The following is a 19,159-nucleotide window of genomic DNA, read 5'->3' as shown; positions in this document are numbered from 1 at the left end:
AAAAAGTATGAAAAATTTATCCACAGGGTGTTTTATAGTTATTGAAGGAATGGATAACTCTGGAAAAACAACTCTCATAGAACTTATTAAACAGCAACTCTCCAATACAGAAAATCCAGCGATTAGAAATTACTTTCAGGAGAGAATTCTTTTCACATCAGAGCCTTATGGACCCAGACCCACCACTAAAAAGTATCAACAAATCTCTGAAATAATTTTTTCCGACCACTATGATTTAGACCCAGAAACAGAAGCATTATTATTTTTAGCAGCAAGAAAGGAACATGTATCTACATTTTTAGAACCAGCATTGACTAAAAATTCCCTAGTTATCTGTGATCGTTTTTATTTATCTTCGTTAGTCTACCAATCTTATTTGAGAAAAGTAGATTTCCAGTGGTTAATGAATAATATTTTTTTCATTGTTGGAAAAATTAAGCCCACACTTACCTTCTTTTTAGAATCGGACCCCAACAGGTACAGCTTAGCGCTTTTTAAGAAAAAATCGCAAAAGAAATTTAATAAGTACGACTTAAGTAAATTTTCATTCAAGGAATTACAAGATGGGTATCTAGAAGCTATCAGATGTTTACAACAAAGAGGGGAAAAATTTATAGTAATTCCCCCTAATATTTCACAAGAAGAAAAAGCTAGTTTTGTGATTAAAAATATTGAAAATTTAATTAAATAAACATAGTTATGGATCTAAAACAATACGAATGAAATCTAGAGATGTTACTAGAGGGAAAATCATTAGATTCTTGAATTGAAAAAATCTTTAAATATCAACAAGAGATATTAGAAAAATATAAGGGCAATCCCTTTTCCTCTATGGAAAAATTAATGGAATTTCACCACCTAAAAAGAGAATTTCGAATTCTTAGTAGTAGGGTAAAGTCTTATATTAGCAATAAACAAAATGTAGAACAATTTGAACACAAGTGATTACTGTTAGAGCAAGAATTAATTCAAAAATCAATACCTTTTGCGCAGCAATTAGCTAATTTTTCTGACCAAGCTATTAAAAATAGAAAATTAATAGAAAAATACTTAGAACATCCAGATTTTTCTCACTTTAAGAGGTATTATGAAGTGTTATTTAGATATAAAAGGCATAAGCTTTCACCCACATTAGCTAAATTTGAACTTACATTTGCACCACTATCGTCTTCATATTATGAAATTTTCAATACTATTAGTGAAAAAGAATTTAAATTGACTGGAGTGATAAATAGTTCAGGTGAGGAATTGACCATTTGTACTTATCCAGAATATTTAAAAAATATGAAATCAGAAGATGGAATATTGCGAAAGAATCTTTACTTAAAATATGTCGATTTTGTTAACAGTAAAAAAGAAAGTTTATATAGAGTGCTGTTTTACCACTTTCTTTCTTTAAATATTGAATCTAAAAATATTGCATTTAAAGGAGGTTATTTTGAAGCAGCACTTTACGGCGATGAAGTTAACCAAAAATTTATATTTGATCTCTATAAAAATATGAAGAGCTTGAAAGATTTAATTAAGCAATTTAGGGAATTTAGAAAAAAATTAATTGCGAAACTTTACAACTTAGAGCAATTTCACGATTGAGATGGTTACCTGGAATTAAAAATAGGAGAAAAAATGAAAACCTATTCTATTGAAGAAGCGAAAGAAATAATATTAGGCGCCCTCAGCGTGTTAGGAGACAAGTATATTTCAGAGGTTAAGACTATTTTTAACAACCCTTGAATAGATTGACTACCTAGAAAGGGAAAAATGAGCGGAGCTTATTATTCCGGAGGGGCATATAAGTTACCAGGAAAGTATATTCTGCTGAATTACAATAGTTATTTTGATGACGTCTTAACTATTGCTCACGAATTGGGACATGCTGTGCATGAATTAAAAATAGATGGCATAGATACTTATTATTCATCTCCTACCATTTTTACTACAGAAATCCCTTCAATTTTTAATGAGATTTTGTTGAATTACTACTTTTTAAAGAAATTTAGGAACAAGGATAATAAACTGCAGCAACTCTATATTTATGATCATTTACTTACTACATTTGTGAATACAGCAACAGTTCAATTAATTTATAGTGAGTGAGAATATATTTTTAGTAACAAGATATTAAATACTTCGGCACTAAATCCTGATATAGCTGCAGAAGATTACGCTAATTTACTCTCAGATTATTTGGGAAAGGAAGTTAAAAAGAATAGACAAGATTATACCTGACACTCTTTATACAAAATCCTCACAATTCCCCATTTTTATAGCGGAGAATTTTATCTTTATAAATATGCTGTAGGGTTAATTACATCACTACTATTAGCTGAGAGAATTCTTAATTTAGAGGATAAAAATTCCCAGATAGAAGCATTTAATAAATTTTTACAATCCGGAAGCTCCCACTCCAATTTAGATACTTTAGAAATGTTGTCTATTTCACTAAAAGAAAAATCTAATTGAAAAAAAATTAAGGGTATTTTCCAATCTTGACTTTCGGAGTATATAAAAATTGCGGAAGAAATTTATTGCATCTCTAAAAATTAGTGAATTATAAAAAGGAAGATGAGGTGAAGAATAGTCCAACTTTAGATCAGGATCATAGAAAGCTTGGGTTAGATAAAGGATTATTTCGATTCCCCCAGGAGGGGGGATCGGGTCTACCCTTTTGACTTCCTAGGGGTTATGTACTAATAGAAGTGATTAAAGAGTATGTGAATAATTTTCAAGAGTCTTGCGGAATTCAATTAGTGAGGACGCCTCTGTTAGGAAAAAAACAACTTTATCTTAAAACAGGGCACTTATCACTTTATGCTGATAATATTTTTGAACCAGTAAAAGAAGATGAAGAAGAGTTCGTGTTACGACCTATGACGTGCCCTCATCACATTTTGTTAGCTAAAGAAGTAATTCAGGGATATCGTCAATTACCTTACGCAATAGGAGAAAATTCTGTATTACATAGGCATGAATATTCAGGAGGATTAATAGGTCTCAAGAGAGTACGTTCCATGGAGTTAATAGACACGCACATTTTTTGTTTAGAAAATCAGTGCGAGGAATCCATAGAGAAAGCCTTATCCTGAATTTGAAAATTATTACAACAATTTCAAGTAGAAATCGCTGAGATAGTTTTAGCAACTAGATCGGAAAAATCTAAGTATCTTATTGAGCACGAAGAGTGAAAAAAGGCGGAAGAAATTTTGTTTGGTGCTGCTCGTAAATGAGCTTTCGCAAGAGAACTTTATCCTAAATTAAGTGTCAAAATGGGGGAAGCAGCCTTTTATGGTCCAAAAATTGACTTTAATGTAATAGACCCAATGGGTCAAACCTTTACCATTTCTACATTGCAATTAGATACATTAATGTGCGAAAAATTAGATTTTCAAATTTATGATCCTCAGCAAAATTTAGTGTCACCCTGAACAATTCATTTAGGACTTATAGGAACTTTAGAGAGATTTACGGCATATCTCCTAGAACGATGAGGGGGAAATTTACCTTTTTGATTAGCTCCAGTACAGGTAGTAATAATTCCAGTAGAAGCAGACAAATACTTAAAGGAATGTAGAGAATTGATGAATAATCTAAAAAGGTATGATGTGAGAGTAGAAATTGATTCAGGAAAAGATAGATTTCAGAAAAAATTATTTAATGCCGCTCGGGAGAAAATAGCTATTCAAATCTTGTTTGGAGAAAGAGAAGCTAGCAGACCTTCTATAGTTTCATTCAGACAATTAGGAGCACCTAATCCTCGAGAATTGCCATTTCCTGAGTTTGTAGACTATATTCGACAATTAATTGAGGAAAGCAAGAAATATTAAATGACTAGTAAAAATGAAAAGATTATTGCGCTGGATTTAGATCTTTTTAAATCCAGCCAGGAGTACACACAAAAAGAAATTAAAGAAATTGGAAATTTACTGCATGAAATGAGTGTTTACAATAATTTGTTTCTATTCACCGATAATTCATTCTCACTCGCCAGAGAGATAGTCGGGGAATGAAATTTATCTCTGGGTTATCTAGTCATTAATTCTGGAGCCTGTGTATATGATATCGCAGCTAAGAAAAAGTTATATGAAAATTTTTTAGATATTTATATTGCGAAATTCATTCTTAGACTAAGTTTTGTGAGAAATTACAGTTTTGTAGTGCATACAGCTAGTGACATCTCCTTCACCTACGGAATTAACTTTATTACCTCTTCTAAATATAGAGGCATGAATTATCAGTTTCAATTAATTTCTCCAGATTATAAGAAATTGCAAGATTGGTTTGACATCGAAACCCTCTTTCAGCAACACTTTATATATAGTATTGAGGTATTTTTTGATGAGTTTGATGTAGATTTACGCAGAGACAAGATGTCAGAATTATTATCTAATTTGGCTGAATTTGGGATTAAATTTTCCTCGTTTACCACTGAATACACAATTTATTTTTTTTCAAAAAACAATTTAAAAGTCAAGGCTATGCAAAAGGTGTTAAAAGTATCCCCAGATTACATTTATAAAAATTCAATGTATTATTCTCTGACATTTCCAGATTGGACTATTGCCCCCAAAGCTTTTTTTTGGTTAACTGATGAGCGCTGAACTGAAATGATTCAAGATGAAATAGAAGAGCCTCAGGTGATTTTTTTGAGCTCCTCTCCCAAACTATGAGTCAAATGGTGGAAACAGCATAAATATGTTTGGCAGGATGATTTTTTAGGATTTGAACAATTGAATAAGAGGATCAAGAAAATTGATTTTTCCAAAACTAAGAATAGAGGCAATAATTATAGAAACAATTGCTTTGAATTCAATTTAGAAACAGGAGTGCTTTCATCAAGGGAGATTAATGAAGAAAAAAGAAGATGAAAGTGAGATAAAGGTTCAACTACTGATAAGTCACTTATTAAGTTATTTTTTTTATGACCAGAACAGTTGAAGTATTGTCAATTAAATAAATAAAGATATGGGAATTTCTGGTAGCATGATTGATAAGAGAGTATTTAATTTGAGTGCCAAAGTTGGAGAAAATCACTTAAAGAGTGAGTGTGATTATTCTAAAGCCCAAGCGGTGTTATTTATAGATTTAGATAAACTAGAGCCCGGAGAGTTTATTACCAGCTTAAAACAGTGTTTATCTTATGCAATCCACTGAGAAGTAGATTTTCCTTCGTTCTCAAAAGCTTGCGCCCCAACCTTTAGTGAATTTGATTTAGAACTTTATCTGAGGAGCGCTATTGAAACTTTCAATAGAAAACCCATTTCCTTTAGAACTGACAAAGAAAAAGATGAGGCTACAGGTCATATCAAGTTAACTGGTTTGAAAAAAGAAAATGAGGAAATCTCCCATATCGTTTCAGCTGAAACCCAAGCTAAAAATTGGGCAGAGATGCCGCCAAACATTTTGAGTGCAGAAAAATTTGTCTCTGAATTAAAAGATGAAGCAAAAAAATTAAAAGTTGTTTGCGAAGTTTTTAATTGAGAGTCACTAAAGAAGAAGGGCTTTAATCTCACTTGCGCAGTTGGACAAAATAAGAAAAATTCCTATCTAGTAATACTTAAAAAAGGAACAGGTAAATCAGCCCAAAAAATATCACTAGTGGGAAAGGGGATTTGCTTTGATACCGGAGGATTAAGTCTTAAAACAGGAAATTATATGGTTGATATGAAATTTGATATGAGTGGAGCAGCACTGGTAGGGGCCACATTTTTCGCTTTAGCAAAAACTAAATTTACACCCAAACATGATCTTTTTGCACTACTTACCATTTCAGAGAATTTAATAGGTTCAGAGTCTATAAAAGTAGATAGTGTACTCACCTCCTTTGGAGGTCAAACTGTAGAAATTTCTAATACAGATGCTGAAGGGAGACTTTTGTTGGCAGAGGGAATTTCCTATGCAGCGAAGGAGCTTAAATCTTCAGAAATCATTAGTATTGCCACTCTGACTGGTGCAGTTAAATATGCACTTGGAACTAAATATGCAGGAGCTTGAACAACTTCAGATTTAATTTGGGAGAAACTATATAGGACTTCAAGATATACAGGAGACTATATTTGACGATTACCGTTAGACAAAATTTATCTAAAGGAAATGAAAAGTCAAATAGCAGACTTAAAAAATGCAGCTACTACAGGAGCAGCGGGGGCTTCTAGAGCCGCAACCTTCTTAGCTGAATTTCGAGAAAAAAAAGATTACATTCACCTCGATATTGCCAATGTGTCTAACACAGAAGATAAAGCCAAAGTAGCATTAGCCCCTCTATTGAAGACTTTGTATTTTTATACCAAAGACTTTATGACTAAAAAATAAAGAAATTGTACAAATTGTAGGGTTAAACAGTTAGAGGGCCGCCGGGCCCTCTAAAGTTAAGAAAACCTTATTTAGTTATTTAAAAATCTGATAAGTGTATTTTTAAGCACGAGTTTATCTTATAAATTAGTGCAGTCAACTTAAAAAAGCTCTCTTGTAGAGGCTTAATTAAGCCTATAGTGCTTGACTGTTATGTTCGGAATGGGAATAAGTATTTCCACTATAGTATCCTGACTGCACAGAAGTAGTAAATTCTTAGAAATAACAATAAATTTAGTTAGATAAAAAAAGTCCTTTTAAATCTTTCACATAATTAGTACTACTTAGCTGAATGCATTACTGCACTTACACTTGTAGCCTATCAAGGTGGTGATCTTCCACCATGTTTATCTTTGAGTTTTTAATTCAAAGGGGGAAATTTTTTTGAGGCTAGTTTCACACTTAGATGCTTTCAGCGTTTATCTAATCCACTCTTATCTATTCAGCAATGCTTCTGGCGAAACAACTGATACAACAGCGGAGTGTTCATTCCGGTCCTCTCGTACTAGGAATGAATCCCCTCAAATTTCCTTCAGCCACTACAGATAGGGACCAACCTGTCTCACGACGGTTTGAACCCAACTCACGTATCTTTTTAATCGGCGAACAGCCGAACCCTTGGGAGCTGCTTCACCCCCAGGATAAGATGAGTCGACATCGAGGTAGCAAACAATCTCGTCGATATGAACTCTTGGAGATTATTACCCTGTTATCCCTAGAGTAGCTTTTATCCGTTGAGCGATAGCCCTTCCATTCAGAACTACCGGATCACTATAGCCTAATTTCTTACTTGGTCGACTTGTCTGTCTCTCAATCAAGCACACATATAGTATTACCCTTTGCACGCGATTTCCATTCGCGATAAGTGTACCTTTGCGCGCCTCCGTTACTATTTAGGAGGCAACCGCCCCAGTCAAACTGCCCACCTAACACTGTCCATACACCAGATATATGGTGTTATGTAAGTAAAAATTGATTGAAATTGTGGTATTCCACTGTCGACTCCAACAACACTAGCGCATCATCTTCCTAGTCTCCCACATATTCTCTAATATCAATAAACTTTCACAATATCAAGTTACAGTAAAGCTTCATAGGGTCTTTCCGTCCCATAGCGGCAAGAGAGTGTCTTCACTCTCACCAGGATTTCACCGAGCCTACAGTCGAGACAGTCAAGAGCTGGTTACACCATTCAAGCGGGACAGAATTTACCTGACAAGGAATTTCGCTACCTTAGGACCGTTATAGTTACGGCCGCCGTTCACCAGGGCTTAAGTTAAAAGCTGCCATCTTTCGACTTGACCTCCTTCTTTGACCTTCTGGCACCGGGCAGGTGTCGCCACATATACTTCATATTTTCATTTTGCATATAGCTGTGTTTTTGTTAAACAGTCCGCCCTCATTCTTTACTGTGACCCGCAGTTTCCCGCGGGTACTCTTTCTCCCTAAGTTACAGAGTTAATTTGCAGAGTTCCTTAACTGTAGTTAGCTCGCTAGCCTTAGGATATTCTCCTTGATCACGTGTGTTCGTTTTCGGTACGAATAACCTGGACATAAAATTTAGAACTTTTTCTGGAAAATACGATTGACAGTAACTTCCTTTACCATCACTGGTAAAAGTCGTACTTGAATCTAACAAATGCTCTAGAGTGATTTTCAACCCTAGATTGCTTGAATTCTTGAAAGGAAATCCAATAATCCTCTTACCTCAACCCCTTTTGTCAGTCCATCAAATGTCCAAGATAGTACAGGAATATTAACCTGTTATCCATTAATTACGTCTTTCGACCTCACCTTAGGATCGACTAACCCGAGGAGGACGAACCTAGCCCCGGAAACCTTAATCAATCGGCTAGAAAGATTCTCACTTTCATTCGTTACTCACGCCGGAATTCTCACTTGTATGAAGTCCATTTGTACTCTCGCTCAAACTTCATGCCTCATACAACATTTGTCTACCACCCAAATTTAGAAAATTTGAATCCAAAAATTCGGTATTAAGCTTAGCCCCGTTATACTTGCGGCGCCAAAAAACTAGACTAGTGAGCTATTACGCACTCTTTAAATGATGGCTGCTTCTAAGCCAACATCCTAGTTGTTTCTGAATTTTGACTTCCTTTTCCACTTAGCTTAATTTAGGGACCTTATTTGTTGGTCTGGGCTCTTTCCCTCACGACTATAAAGCTTATCCCAAATAGTCTCACTGCCAGTATAAAGTTAATGGAATTCAGAGTTTAATTCTATTTGGTACATCGCGAGATGCCCTTATAGATTTAGTGCTTTACCTCCACTAATTATTTGCACTGACGCTAGTCCTAAAACTATATCGACAAAAACCAGCTATCAGGGAACTCGATTGGAATTTCACCTCTAACCACAAGTCATCCGCTATCATTTCAACGACAGTCGGTTCAGTCCTTCATCTGATGTTATTCAAATTTCAACCTGCTCATGGCTAGCTCGTCCCCTTTCGGGTCTATTGCAACCTACTAAAACGCCCTATTAAGACTCGCTTTCGCTTCAGCTCCACTATATGTTTAACTTTGCAACTTGCAATAACTCTCCGGCTCATACTTCAAAACGCACGCCATTACACATGAATGTGCTCTGACACTTTGTAGGCTAGTAATTTCATGTTCTATTTCACTCCCATATCTGGGTTCTTTTCATCTTTCCTTCACAGTACTTGTTCACTATCGGTAAATGATTAGTATTTAGACTTACCCGATGGTCCGGGTGGATTCAGACAGGGTTCACATGTCCCGCCCTACTCAGGATACTTCTAGGTTTTCTCTTCATTTCGTATACGGGGCTTTCACCCTTTATAGCATCACTTTCCAGTAAATTTCTACTATGTCGAGAAATACCACAATAAAGTCCTACAACCCCAATAAGACAAGTCCTATTGGTTTAGTCTCTTCCCCTTCCGCTCACCACTACTGAGGGAATCGCTTCGCTTTCTTTTCCTTTGGCTACTGAGATGTTTCACTTCGCCAAGTTCGCCTTATTACACTATGAATTTATGTAATAATAGTAGCAAGATTAGTTGCTACTGTATTTCTACATTCGGAGATTAACGGATCAAGGTCTCTTATCGACTACCCGATACTTTTCGCAGATTTACACGTCCTTCATCGCCTATCATTTCCAAGAAATCCTTTACTAGCCCTTAGTAATTTAAATTTCGAATCTTTCTTTATCTAACTTAACTTACTCGGTTTTTTTATTGTTTATTTCCTAAGAATTTTCAAAAACCTGCACCTTCTCACTTTATGATAAAAATCTTCAAAGCGAAAAAGTATTAAATAATTGTTTCTTAAAAGGGGCCCACAGCCCCATTCTCTTAACAATTTGCAATTAAAAATTTTATAATTTTAGATTTTTGTCTTTACAAGTTTTTGAAATTTTGTTTTTGAAATTCAGAAAGCAATTCTACTCCCTTTTCTGTCAGTATTCTTCCCCTAAAAGTTTTTGATACGTACCCCTTAAAAATCAGAAAAGGTTCAATTTTTTTCATTAATGTAGATTCATCTAAGTTAGTGCCCTGGACAATAGATTTAATTCCAGCTATATAAGAATGACTTTTTTCTAAAAACCTTAAATATTTCAAATCTAATTCAGTTAAGCCTTGAAAAGTAAAGCCACACTCTTTAATTACTTCTTGTAGAGAGCATCCCTTATTGATCGTTTTGTAGTCAAGAACCCTCCGTAGTATTCTTTTAGCATTTCTAGGTATACCTCTTGAGTTGGATACTATGACTTCTATTTCTTTTTTGTTTAGGAAGAGAGTCCATTTTTTGCATAATTGATTAATTAAGGTTTTTATTTCTGCATCAGTATAACAATCTACGAAAAAAATATATCCAAATCTCTCCTCTAATGCCTTAGGCAAAGCCCCCAAATTAGTAGTTGCAGCAATCAATGTAAACTTAGGGAGATTCACTCTAATAGCTTTAGAATTACAACTCTTTCCGACTAGCAAATCTAGTACATTATCTTCCATCGCAGAATACAGCATTTCTATATACTCTACTTTCAGGCTGTGAATTTCATCAATGAAGAGTACATCAAAATCCTTAAGGGAGCTCATAACCCCTATTAGATCAGGCAAAATTTGAATATTTGTGGCAGGCACTATCTTGATATTTACCTTTAATTCATTAGCAATTATCTGAGCTAATGAAGTTTTTCCCACTCCGGGAGGACCGTAAAACAAAGTATGCTCCAGAGGTTTATTTAGCTTTTTAGCAACCTCTACTCCAACTTGAATACTTTTGACTATTTCAGGCTTTCCCACAAACTCCTTCAGCGAGCTAGGTCGTAATTTCAGTAATTCGAAATTAAATGTCATTTACTGTAAATTGCGGAATTGAGAAATGGTTTGTAAACATTTATTAATTACTGCATTATTATCTGGAAAAGTTAAATTCTCTGCCCTTAAGTCATCTAGAGCTTTTTTGATTGAATCTCACTCATAGCCTATGTCTATTAGGGAATTAATTACCTCATTTTCATTTCACGAACATACTTTGACTTCATTTTGAGAATTTCTGGATTGCAATGCTTGATTTAATGAGATGAACACATTGCGAATATTTTTAGATTGCGCAACCTCTAATAGTAAGGAGTTAGCTAAGGTCCAATTTAAACCCTTAAGTTTGGAGAGAGATAGATTATCTTTTCTAGAAATAAAAGTTGATAGCTGATATAAGTCATTGGAAAGAATGGTTTGAGCGGTTTTGCATCCAATTCCCTTAAGAGTAATAAGAAAATGAAAAATTTCAATCTCTTCTTTTGTTAAGAAGCCATATAGGTTAGTGTTTATTTGATTTTTCAGCTCTAATCTAAATTCTTGAAAAATGTAAATTACAGTTTCTTCCCCTTCAGCTAGAGAAGAAGCATTTATGAAATTAATTCTGTAAGCTACATTAGATGCTTCTGCAATAACATAACTAGGATGTATTTCTATGACCTTGCACTTTAGGTAATACACCTCATTTTGTAAATGTTTAATACTTTAGGAAAGAGCATAAAAATTAGCTCCCCCTATCTCCGGTGAGCAAAATCTAAAAATGTCAAAAGATTAATCTCCTATCCTCCCCCCTCTAAGGGTGAGTAGGGAGATTAAAAAATCTATTTTTCGGGTTTTATGAGATAAAAATTATGCAATTCATTAATTTCACTATTTATATGAAGAAAAAGGTTTTAAAAAACTTAATTTTTAGGACTGATTTTACATGATATCCTTTACAGCGCAAGGTATATTCTATGCCTTCATAATATTTAAGTTTTTGATTATTAAAAATCTATAAAAATACTTTTATTCATCATCCCCTCACGCCTAACGCTCCTAAATCATGAATAAAACTACTGTTTCAAATAGAAATGAGCCAACCTCCAAGATTCTTTATCTTTAATAGTTAATATTTTCGGACCATTATTCAACGTTGATATATCTTTTTCTCAACAGTTTTTATTACAGATTTAGACTTTCTTTCTCTAGGGAATGATTAAACTTTCGTTCTTTTCGAATAAATAGAGTCCTCTCCCTAGAGGAGAATTATCACAATATCCCAAGACTTCCGACCTTTGTGTAAATATTGCTCATTGTGAAGTTAATTCATCTCCCAAACATCGCCTCATTCACTGCGCCTCATTATTTTGAGCTCAATTTCGATCCTTAAATTTCCATTTTTTTGAAATAAGCTAGAATAAGCCTCTGTTGCAGCGCTATTCCTTTCAAATGTTTCCGCAGTTCAACATACTTTTGGAATATTCTCCTTCCCAAAAATTATCTCGGATTAATTACTCTTATTAATCTCCGGGCAGTTAATTATTGAAATTGCTAAACTAGAGTCAAACCGCCCCTTCTCCCGTCCCGAACTTACCGCGAGGGGGAATTCCTATGGCGCAACTGCCACCTATTAAACCAGTACATCTAAATATGGCCTTTAAAGTCTAGTCCATTTATCGCTTCAATTAAATGAATCTTTGGTAATTTTCTCTAGGGATAAGTGGCATATTAACTATTATTGATTATTCCGCTCCCCCCCTGGGGGGGGGGCAAAAAAATTACATTCTATTTAATTGATGTAAAAACTGAACTGCTTTCAATTTTCTGGATTTTCACTGATTACCTGCTGTTCTAATCGTTCTTGGAATTCATTTAATCAACAATTTTTTTGGCAACTCCAAATCTTTTGAACACTTTTTCCTTCTTTTCTCAAAAATAGTTCATCCGCATCTTTTTTCAATCTGATATACTCTATCCCTTGACAATCATCATCATTTGGAGTAGATTTTCATACAGAGTTATCTTCATCCGGTTCATTTTGTTGCCTACAATAAACTACAGCATTTTCTAAGTGTAAGCCTTTTCAATTATTTTTTAATTCTCAAGCCGCATTCAATAAAGCACTAATTGTCCTTTTATCTTGCGTTTCTGAAGTACTAGTCCAGCACACTCGTTCTACTGTATCACTGCCAAAGGAAATTTCCACTAGCGACGTTAACGGACTATGCGCACACTCTTTCATTCCTCTAGAAATACCTTGCCTTAAATCGCTCGTCATATGTTTTTCTTCGGTATTTATAGCGGCTTTTCTTGAATCATTCTTTCCCAAATGAGCAGCTACAGGCACTCCTATAGAAGAGCAAATTCCAGCGATACTAGCTCCTCCCAGCACAATTTTTAAGGGTATTGTCATCGACTACTGTTGCAACAAAGAAATCATTACTAAGGTAATTAGTATTGTTTTTAGAGTAAAAACATATTTTGTGTCAGAAAAAAGCAGAAAATTTATGTAATAGGCAGGCTAAGTCATCCTCTAAACCACACTTAATATAGTCTTAAAAAATCACCAAACTTATTTTTTAAATTATGAGCACCAGCTCTTTTTAAGATTTAATTTTTTGATGATAAAAGGACACAGCTTTTCAATTATTTCTATTTTCCCTTTCTTCTTTTAGTATTACCTTGTTTTCTAATTTTTCCTCAGCCTTTCAACAATTTTTATCGCAAATTTGAAGCATTCAACTTCTAGCATCTCCAACATCCGGAACATTTCCTACACGTTTAATAAATTTAGTGTCCTCTAGCTTTGAATTTGAACACAATCCTAGATAATTAACGGACCCTTCCGTATCAAATAAGAGTCATGGTTCTACTGAGTTATCATCACAAATTTTGCCTCAATCACTTGACACCACCTCATTTAAATTGCTTTCTACACCCATGAGCCAATTTCACTGCTTTTTAAATAAAGCTGTATATTTATCCTCCTCTTGAATAGAAACTACTGCTCCATTGCCTAAAGATCAGCAGATCTTATTATGAACATTATTGTCAAAATTTATTTTTTCTCAATTCCCCGCAGCCATGTTATCGCATTTTTGTAAACTTGTCTGTTTTGTCATCACATAAGCTCCTCTTCCATTAATAGCAATCGGTACACTTACAGCGCATATTCCTCCAGCAACCCCCAAGCAACTTATTACAGTTTTGCCAGAAACAAACATGCTAGGTTAATGCATATTTTTTGGCTAGTTAAGTGGTAAATTTTCACAAATCTGGCGAGTTTAACATACTAATTTGAGCAAATAAAGCCTAATCTTTATAATTAAAAAAATTTAAGTTACTGTAATTTTCAATTATCTATAAATTGTTGGGAGCTAGACTCCTACATTTAATACTAGCTCCCTCTCTATTAGGCACTATTTCAGCACCAGTTATTCAAAATACTTCTCAACTGTCTCAGACTTCCCAAAAAGTCCACCATTATTTCTTTAGATTACCGCTTCTTAGCATCCAAGAAAATGCCAAAAAAGACGAAAAATTGATTAATGAAGACAAAAATCGATTAGATTCATACTACAAAAAGTATCACTCACTACCTAGCCACTTAAACAGAATAGATAAATGAGGCTTCTCTGGAATGGAAGGTTCAGGCAATCCTAATTTTTTCATTCATATTCAAAATCCCAAATTTGTAGAAAATAGAGACTGAGAGTGGTTGAAGACCGTAAAACTTAATCAGCTAACTATTGATCGAACTTTTGAGAAAAAAATGCAGGACACTGAATTGACCCCCGCAAATCTCTTTAAAACATTATTGGAAACCAAAAATTGACTTCCGGAATACTTTAAATTAGCGAGAAATCCCCAAAATCAAGATGCAATAGATCTCTACTTTAAAGACACCAAACTTTCTGCAGAAGAGATTCGAAGGTTAGTGTATTTCCCCTCTGACCAAATAGGAGATAAAAAATGGTTCGTTTGATTTGATAAAGATTTGCTACAGTTGAAATTAAATTTTGGATTCCAAATTTGATTTTTCAATCAACCTTTCTTAAAGAAAGAGCCATTTATACAAGATCTTTACAATTCCGCTAGAAATAGAAAACATAAGTGAGAGCTAAGAAAAAGAATTAAATCCCTCTACAAACAGTTAACAGATGAAGAAAAAGAATTATTTGAATTTTTCTATCATGAGATGTGAATACAGCGAAGCGATAATCGACTCGGCTCCCTTAGACTAAAGCCAGAAGAGATAACCTCAGAAGATATCAACAAGTTATATAAGTTACTTAAGGAAAAAGCTAAAAACACCGATATATTTAAAGGACATTTAGTTCAAATAATTCAGGGGGGCGATAAAAGGGGTTTTGAGTCTTTTTTTCCATCATACGTGACTTATGCTACCGGACCCGATGCCCTATATGAGGTAGAAGAATCTAAAGGGTACAACAAGAATACCAAAGTTACGGTCACTCCAGATAAGTCTATAGATAAAGACTGAGATGCAGCCAAGTTGTTAGATATCTTAAAAAATCACAGTGTTAAAAACTTCACCTTAAGAACTACTGACAATAGCAAGAAAATGTGACCTTCTATCATCTTAGACTCCAATTCAGTTGATTATTTTTCTATCATTCGAGAGAGTTATATTTCTGCAGAAAACACAATTTAGAGACTATTAGTTAGCTGCCCTAGTTACTAACTAAGAGATGGAGGGCTGACTACCCTGCCTTCTCCTCTGTCTCTTTTTACTAGGTATGACTACCTATCAATATAGGCTCCCAGGAATAGTCACCTCTCTCTTCCTTTTAGTTTCCACAGCCTCAATTTATAACATACTTCTTTTTTTAGGACTGTCCTACACTAAATCCACTTTATTCGGAGCAATATGTTTGTACTTATTCTCGCAGTTTATTTCTTCCAATTGGTTGAGGTTAGCCAGACGTTATTTTCTAAAAAAAAGCTACTCTGTGCGAATGGCCATAACCTTAGCCAATAAAAAAATCAACACTTATTCTTTCGAATTGGGACTTATCCTATTAATTCCGGGGGCTTTCTTCGTGTTCCTACTGCCAGCTTCTCTAAGAGAAACAGGAATTGTAGTCATCCTGGGAGCATTTATCATGCTGGCCCTCTGGCTCTTAGTTTCCAATTTTTATTTTCCTTCTTTTATTTCTTCAATAGCTTCTGATAGAAAATTTCTTCTTTCAAGAAAAGCATTGGCCACTCAACAAAGCACAGAATTGGAACTTGATACTGAAAAACCTAGACCAGGGGCTCTACAAACCATTTTTGGTGTAGCCAGCAAAGCTCCAGTTAATCTTTATTCCACCTCGACCCCTTTTTTATTTATATTGGGAGGATTAGGACTTGTACTCTGACTCTCTCATTTTGAATTGACTTTTCCACGTTTTTTTAAGGGAAATAAATTACTGACTATAAATGAGAATTCCAAGAATTTAATTGAAAACAATTTAAAAGGTTTAAATGGTCAATTTAGAGAACTAAAGAATATTCCACAACAAATTGCAGCTAAAAGCCCTAATACAGTAAATCTGCTCTACTACCTATTTCCTGAAACCGCTAATTTGGAAAGCATTATTTCAACTCTAACTAATGGCAAAGACCAAAAGAAAAATCAAGATTCTACGCACTTGCACTGAACTTTACAATCCACTGATGCTTTTTCAATTATGCCGGCACTCAAATCTCTCCTCAAGTTAATCTTTTGATCAACTCTCCCCCTCTCGTGTTACTGCGCTCTTAGATTCAATCTTGCAAGCGCCCTTTCTCTCTCCCTGTCTTCTTTGATGATGATAGGGCTAAACTTCCTTTTTATGTTGTCTTCTAATCTTTCAACCTCTAACTTATTTCCAGAAATTATCTTGGTTTCTTTCTTGATGCTTTTAGCCTTTTGGATTCAAACAATAGTTAGGGGAAGATTATTTCACTATCCACCAAATAACCATGAGAAGAAAGACTCATTTTTCAAGTCACAAGGATATGATCTGAAATGCCAATTCCACACCGAAGGAACACCGACCTTATACCTTCTAGCATTCTGCATTGGACTTACACTCTCAGTAAGTCAAGCTGAGATAATTTATGCAATTCTACTACTACTAATTTTTAACTGCACTACCCACTTCCTATTTATACCACTTCATTGCAGATTGTGAGCAAAACTTAGATATCTTATCTATACCAGGGCATTTAAAATTGCATATTTCTTTATTAATCGGAGACAGCACATGCAGTGAAGACCTGAAGAGGAAAATGTGTTAGGAATAAATATCTAATTAGATTTTTCAGGAAATATAGTGATTCTGTTGGAGTGCTCTTCCGGAACAGCTCATAACTCTGGATGAACCTTTAAACAAGTTTCTACTGAACCTTCACAGCTAGGAACAGTTGCCTGAACATTTCTAGCAGAGCCCCTAAAATACCTATTAAATAAATCTAGTATCAAATTGAATACCCCAGTAACAGTTAAGACTCCTGTCGCAATTCCCATCATGGAAGCAGCGCCGGCATTCACACTTTTCTTTGCTTCTAGCGTTAGCTTTCTCATTATTTCAATCAAGGCAATGCAAAGGTAATCCCACTCTTGTAGTAATAGGGAGAAAATCTAATAGATGGTCTAAAAGCCTCTGAAGCATAGGCATAAAAATCTCTCCTGTGGTCTAGCCCTGAAAGACTAGAGTAGTAATTTCTTCCTCCCACAATACCCCCTTCATATGATGCTTGAATCGCAGCATTTTTCCTATTAAAAACGAGATTGTAGAGTTCTTCTCCCAGGGCAATAAGCCCAGGAATAGTAGCCAGTGTTAAAAGGGACATATTGTGTATTTTCGAGTTATAACACGCTAGCTTTTTACTAGAAGGAGAAGAAGAGGCATAACAGCCTCTTCTGCTAGTAGAAGCTCCCCCTAGGTATTCATGTTTCTCGGAGAGAGTCAGTTTTCTCATAATCTCGAATGTTTCAATATACTAATACATTTCTCTATTAAAAAAAGCATAAATTTGTTACCGCACTCACTCAAGTTCATTGTCGAATATGTAACTCAAATGTCGGAATAAGTCAAATCTAAGTATTACATCTTGAGCAGTATTTCCAGCTGTAGCATCTCAGTGAGAAATTGCACTCCCTGCACCTTTTTTATCCTCCTCTAATTCCGTTATCTTATCACTACCATATACGAAGGGAATTCCATTCTTGTAGATTATGACTGTAGGAATTCCTGACGCTTTTTCCCCAAAATAATACATTAAAAGTGACTGCAATTTTCTAAACTCAACAGCTGATTTGTCATATCTAATATAGTCATCTTTGATATATCCCTGACTTACTAGAGTTCTATCCCATTTACTTCAGGGTATTCTGGCCAGATCATCATTATTTCTGTAGTCCATCGAAGGTATCTCATCACTGAAAAATATGAATTTTAAATCTTTTAAATTTCCCTTGGTTCGTGCTTTAGCTAGGGAATAAGTCTCAAAAAGTATTCCATTGTGGTAGAAATTTTTATTAGCACCTATTCAGGTTTTAGGCGATTCATTTTCACTGTATAGAAAGTTATTACAGTTAGGACATGCTTCTGAACCAAAATAGAGTACGTAATTTCCATTATTATAATTAGTTGTTCCCTTGATTAGCTGAGAATTAGAAACTCTAACTTCCGGAAATTGAGTAAATTCTGAGGTATCACTGGTGTAATTATTGCTAGAGTCAGTTGAGACTTGAACAGCCCCTGACTCACTTGAATATTTTCTAGGTTCAGGATTAAATTCTCTGATTAAGAAATGCTCATACTTATCTCCAGCGATCATCACAGGAATGGTAATTGCACTAGCACTAATAGAGCATGATGAGACTACCGCTATAGCTTTAAACTTAGATAAGAGTAGATTGAGTAAAATGCCCATATTTTAGCTAAACTTTATTAACAATATATATGAATGTTTTATCGAAATCTCAAAAAACTCCAATGTTAAATATGAATTTACCAATTCTAAATTAAAGTTAGACAGGGTTCTGTTTGGTGCAGAAGTCTATCCTCAAAATTATGGTTTCATCACAGATACAATCGGAGAGGATGGAGATCCCTTAGATGTAGTACTCATTTCTAATATTTCACTCCACCCAGGAGTCTATGCAGATGGAAGAATTTTAGGAGCATTAGAAATGATAGATTCAGGAGAAAATGATCTTAAAGTTATTGCGATTCTCAACAAAGACCCTAGACTATCTCACATTACTAAGCTAGAGGAAATTCCAAATCATTGGCTTATAGAACTCAAGCAATTTTTCCTAAACTATAAAAAGTTAGAAAACAAGGAAGTTAAATTAGGGGAATTTATTTCTTTATCTAAGACACTAGAGATAGTAGAAGAGTCTAAACAGAGATATAAGGTTTAAATTTGAAATATACTGGCACACCTAGTAGGACTTGAACCTACACTCTTTTGATCCGAAGTCAAATGCTTTGTCCAATTAAGCTATAGGTGTAATTA

At 34.6% G+C, this 19,159-nt stretch carries 15 protein-coding genes, 1 tRNA gene and 2 rRNA genes; 8 read left to right on the top strand and 10 right to left on the bottom strand.

The annotated features are described in order from the left end of the window. Window positions 1-7: 7 nt before the first annotated feature. The 5 genes from tmk to MHM_RS02540 are packed head-to-tail and all read left to right on the top strand — an operon-like array spanning window position 8 to window position 6,309. Window positions 8-691, top strand: a complete 684-nt coding sequence (gene tmk / locus MHM_RS02560; RefSeq protein WP_015511887.1) for a dTMP kinase — start codon at window positions 8-10, stop codon at window positions 689-691. 41 nt (window positions 692-732) lie between these two features. Beyond that, on the top strand, window positions 733-2,547 hold the full coding sequence (locus MHM_RS02555; RefSeq protein ID WP_245529196.1) for a M3 family metallopeptidase: 1,815 nt from the start codon (window positions 733-735) through the stop codon (window positions 2,545-2,547). Continuing rightward, complete coding sequence (gene thrS / locus MHM_RS02550; RefSeq protein WP_015511885.1) at window positions 2,547-3,824, top strand: threonine--tRNA ligase; 1,278 nt, start codon at window positions 2,547-2,549, stop codon at window positions 3,822-3,824. Before MHM_RS02555 ends, thrS begins: the two co-directional genes overlap by 1 nt. Continuing rightward, window positions 3,825-4,958: an HAD hydrolase family protein gene (locus MHM_RS02545; protein WP_015511884.1), complete on the top strand. Its 1,134-nt coding sequence runs from the start codon at window positions 3,825-3,827 to the stop codon at window positions 4,956-4,958. 4 nt (window positions 4,959-4,962) lie between these two features. After that, entirely contained in the window at window positions 4,963-6,309 is a 1,347-nt protein-coding gene (locus MHM_RS02540; protein WP_015511883.1) for a M17 family metallopeptidase, read from the top strand. Window positions 6,310-6,438: 129 nt separating this feature from the next. Here MHM_RS02540 and rrf read toward each other — a convergent pair. From rrf to MHM_RS02510, 6 genes are all read right to left on the bottom strand, one after another. Next, a 5S ribosomal RNA gene (gene rrf, locus MHM_RS02535) occupies window positions 6,439-6,548 on the bottom strand. A 53-nt stretch (window positions 6,549-6,601) separates the two neighbouring features. After that, window positions 6,602-9,531 (bottom strand): 23S ribosomal RNA (locus MHM_RS02530). Window positions 9,532-9,736: 205 nt separating this feature from the next. Further along, window positions 9,737-10,699: a Holliday junction branch migration DNA helicase RuvB gene (gene ruvB / locus MHM_RS02525; RefSeq protein ID WP_015511882.1), complete on the bottom strand. Its 963-nt coding sequence runs from the start codon at window positions 10,697-10,699 to the stop codon at window positions 9,737-9,739. Then, the gene (gene ruvA, locus MHM_RS02520) at window positions 10,700-11,341 is read right to left on the bottom strand and encodes a Holliday junction branch migration protein RuvA (RefSeq protein WP_043902163.1); all 642 of its coding nucleotides are present in this window, start codon (window positions 11,339-11,341) and stop codon (window positions 10,700-10,702) included. It abuts the gene before it with no gap. Window positions 11,342-12,431: 1,090 nt separating this feature from the next. After that, a complete protein-coding gene (locus MHM_RS02515; RefSeq protein ID WP_043902162.1) occupies window positions 12,432-13,034 on the bottom strand; it encodes a hypothetical protein in 603 nt (200 codons plus the stop codon). 211 nt (window positions 13,035-13,245) lie between these two features. Then, complete coding sequence (locus tag MHM_RS02510; protein ID WP_015511878.1) at window positions 13,246-13,866, bottom strand: hypothetical protein; 621 nt, start codon at window positions 13,864-13,866, stop codon at window positions 13,246-13,248. Between the two features lie 146 nt (window positions 13,867-14,012). Here MHM_RS02510 and MHM_RS02505 point away from each other — a divergent pair, with 146 nt between their 5' ends. Further along, window positions 14,013-15,317 (top strand): hypothetical protein, encoded by a 1,305-nt coding sequence (locus MHM_RS02505; protein ID WP_043902212.1) that lies wholly within the window; start codon window positions 14,013-14,015, stop codon window positions 15,315-15,317. Between the two features lie 304 nt (window positions 15,318-15,621). Beyond that, the gene (locus MHM_RS02500; RefSeq protein ID WP_187286227.1) at window positions 15,622-16,944 is read left to right on the top strand and encodes a hypothetical protein; all 1,323 of its coding nucleotides are present in this window, start codon (window positions 15,622-15,624) and stop codon (window positions 16,942-16,944) included. On the opposite strand, the gene MHM_RS02495 is transcribed toward MHM_RS02500, so the two are convergent. From MHM_RS02495 to MHM_RS02485, 3 genes are read right to left on the bottom strand one after another with little or no spacing between them, the layout of a single operon-like run. Beyond that, on the bottom strand, window positions 16,941-17,216 hold the full coding sequence (locus MHM_RS02495; RefSeq protein ID WP_015511875.1) for a hypothetical protein: 276 nt from the start codon (window positions 17,214-17,216) through the stop codon (window positions 16,941-16,943). The genes MHM_RS02500 and MHM_RS02495 overlap by 4 nt on opposite strands. Then, window positions 17,216-17,614: a hypothetical protein gene (locus tag MHM_RS02490; RefSeq protein ID WP_015511874.1), complete on the bottom strand. Its 399-nt coding sequence runs from the start codon at window positions 17,612-17,614 to the stop codon at window positions 17,216-17,218. Before MHM_RS02490 ends, MHM_RS02495 begins: the two co-directional genes overlap by 1 nt. A gap of 57 nt (window positions 17,615-17,671) precedes the next feature. Next, entirely contained in the window at window positions 17,672-18,571 is a 900-nt protein-coding gene (locus tag MHM_RS02485) for a DUF6856 family protein (protein WP_015511873.1), read from the bottom strand. A 16-nt stretch (window positions 18,572-18,587) separates the two neighbouring features. On the opposite strand from MHM_RS02485, the gene MHM_RS02480 reads away from it, so the two are divergent. Next, on the top strand, window positions 18,588-19,064 hold the full coding sequence (locus MHM_RS02480; protein WP_015511872.1) for an inorganic diphosphatase: 477 nt from the start codon (window positions 18,588-18,590) through the stop codon (window positions 19,062-19,064). Between the two features lie 13 nt (window positions 19,065-19,077). Here the strand turns inward: MHM_RS02480 and MHM_RS02475 are convergent. Beyond that, window positions 19,078-19,154, bottom strand: a tRNA-Arg gene (locus tag MHM_RS02475). Window positions 19,155-19,159: the final 5 nt, after the last annotated feature.

It is taken from the genome of Candidatus Mycoplasma haematominutum 'Birmingham 1', assembly GCF_000319365.1.
GTDB classification, from domain to species: domain Bacteria; phylum Bacillota_I; class Bacilli_A; order Mycoplasmatales; family Mycoplasmoidaceae; genus Eperythrozoon_A; species Eperythrozoon_A haematominutum.
The sequence above is the reverse complement of the archived record's forward strand: the minus strand, read 5'-3'. Positions and strand labels throughout refer to the sequence as shown.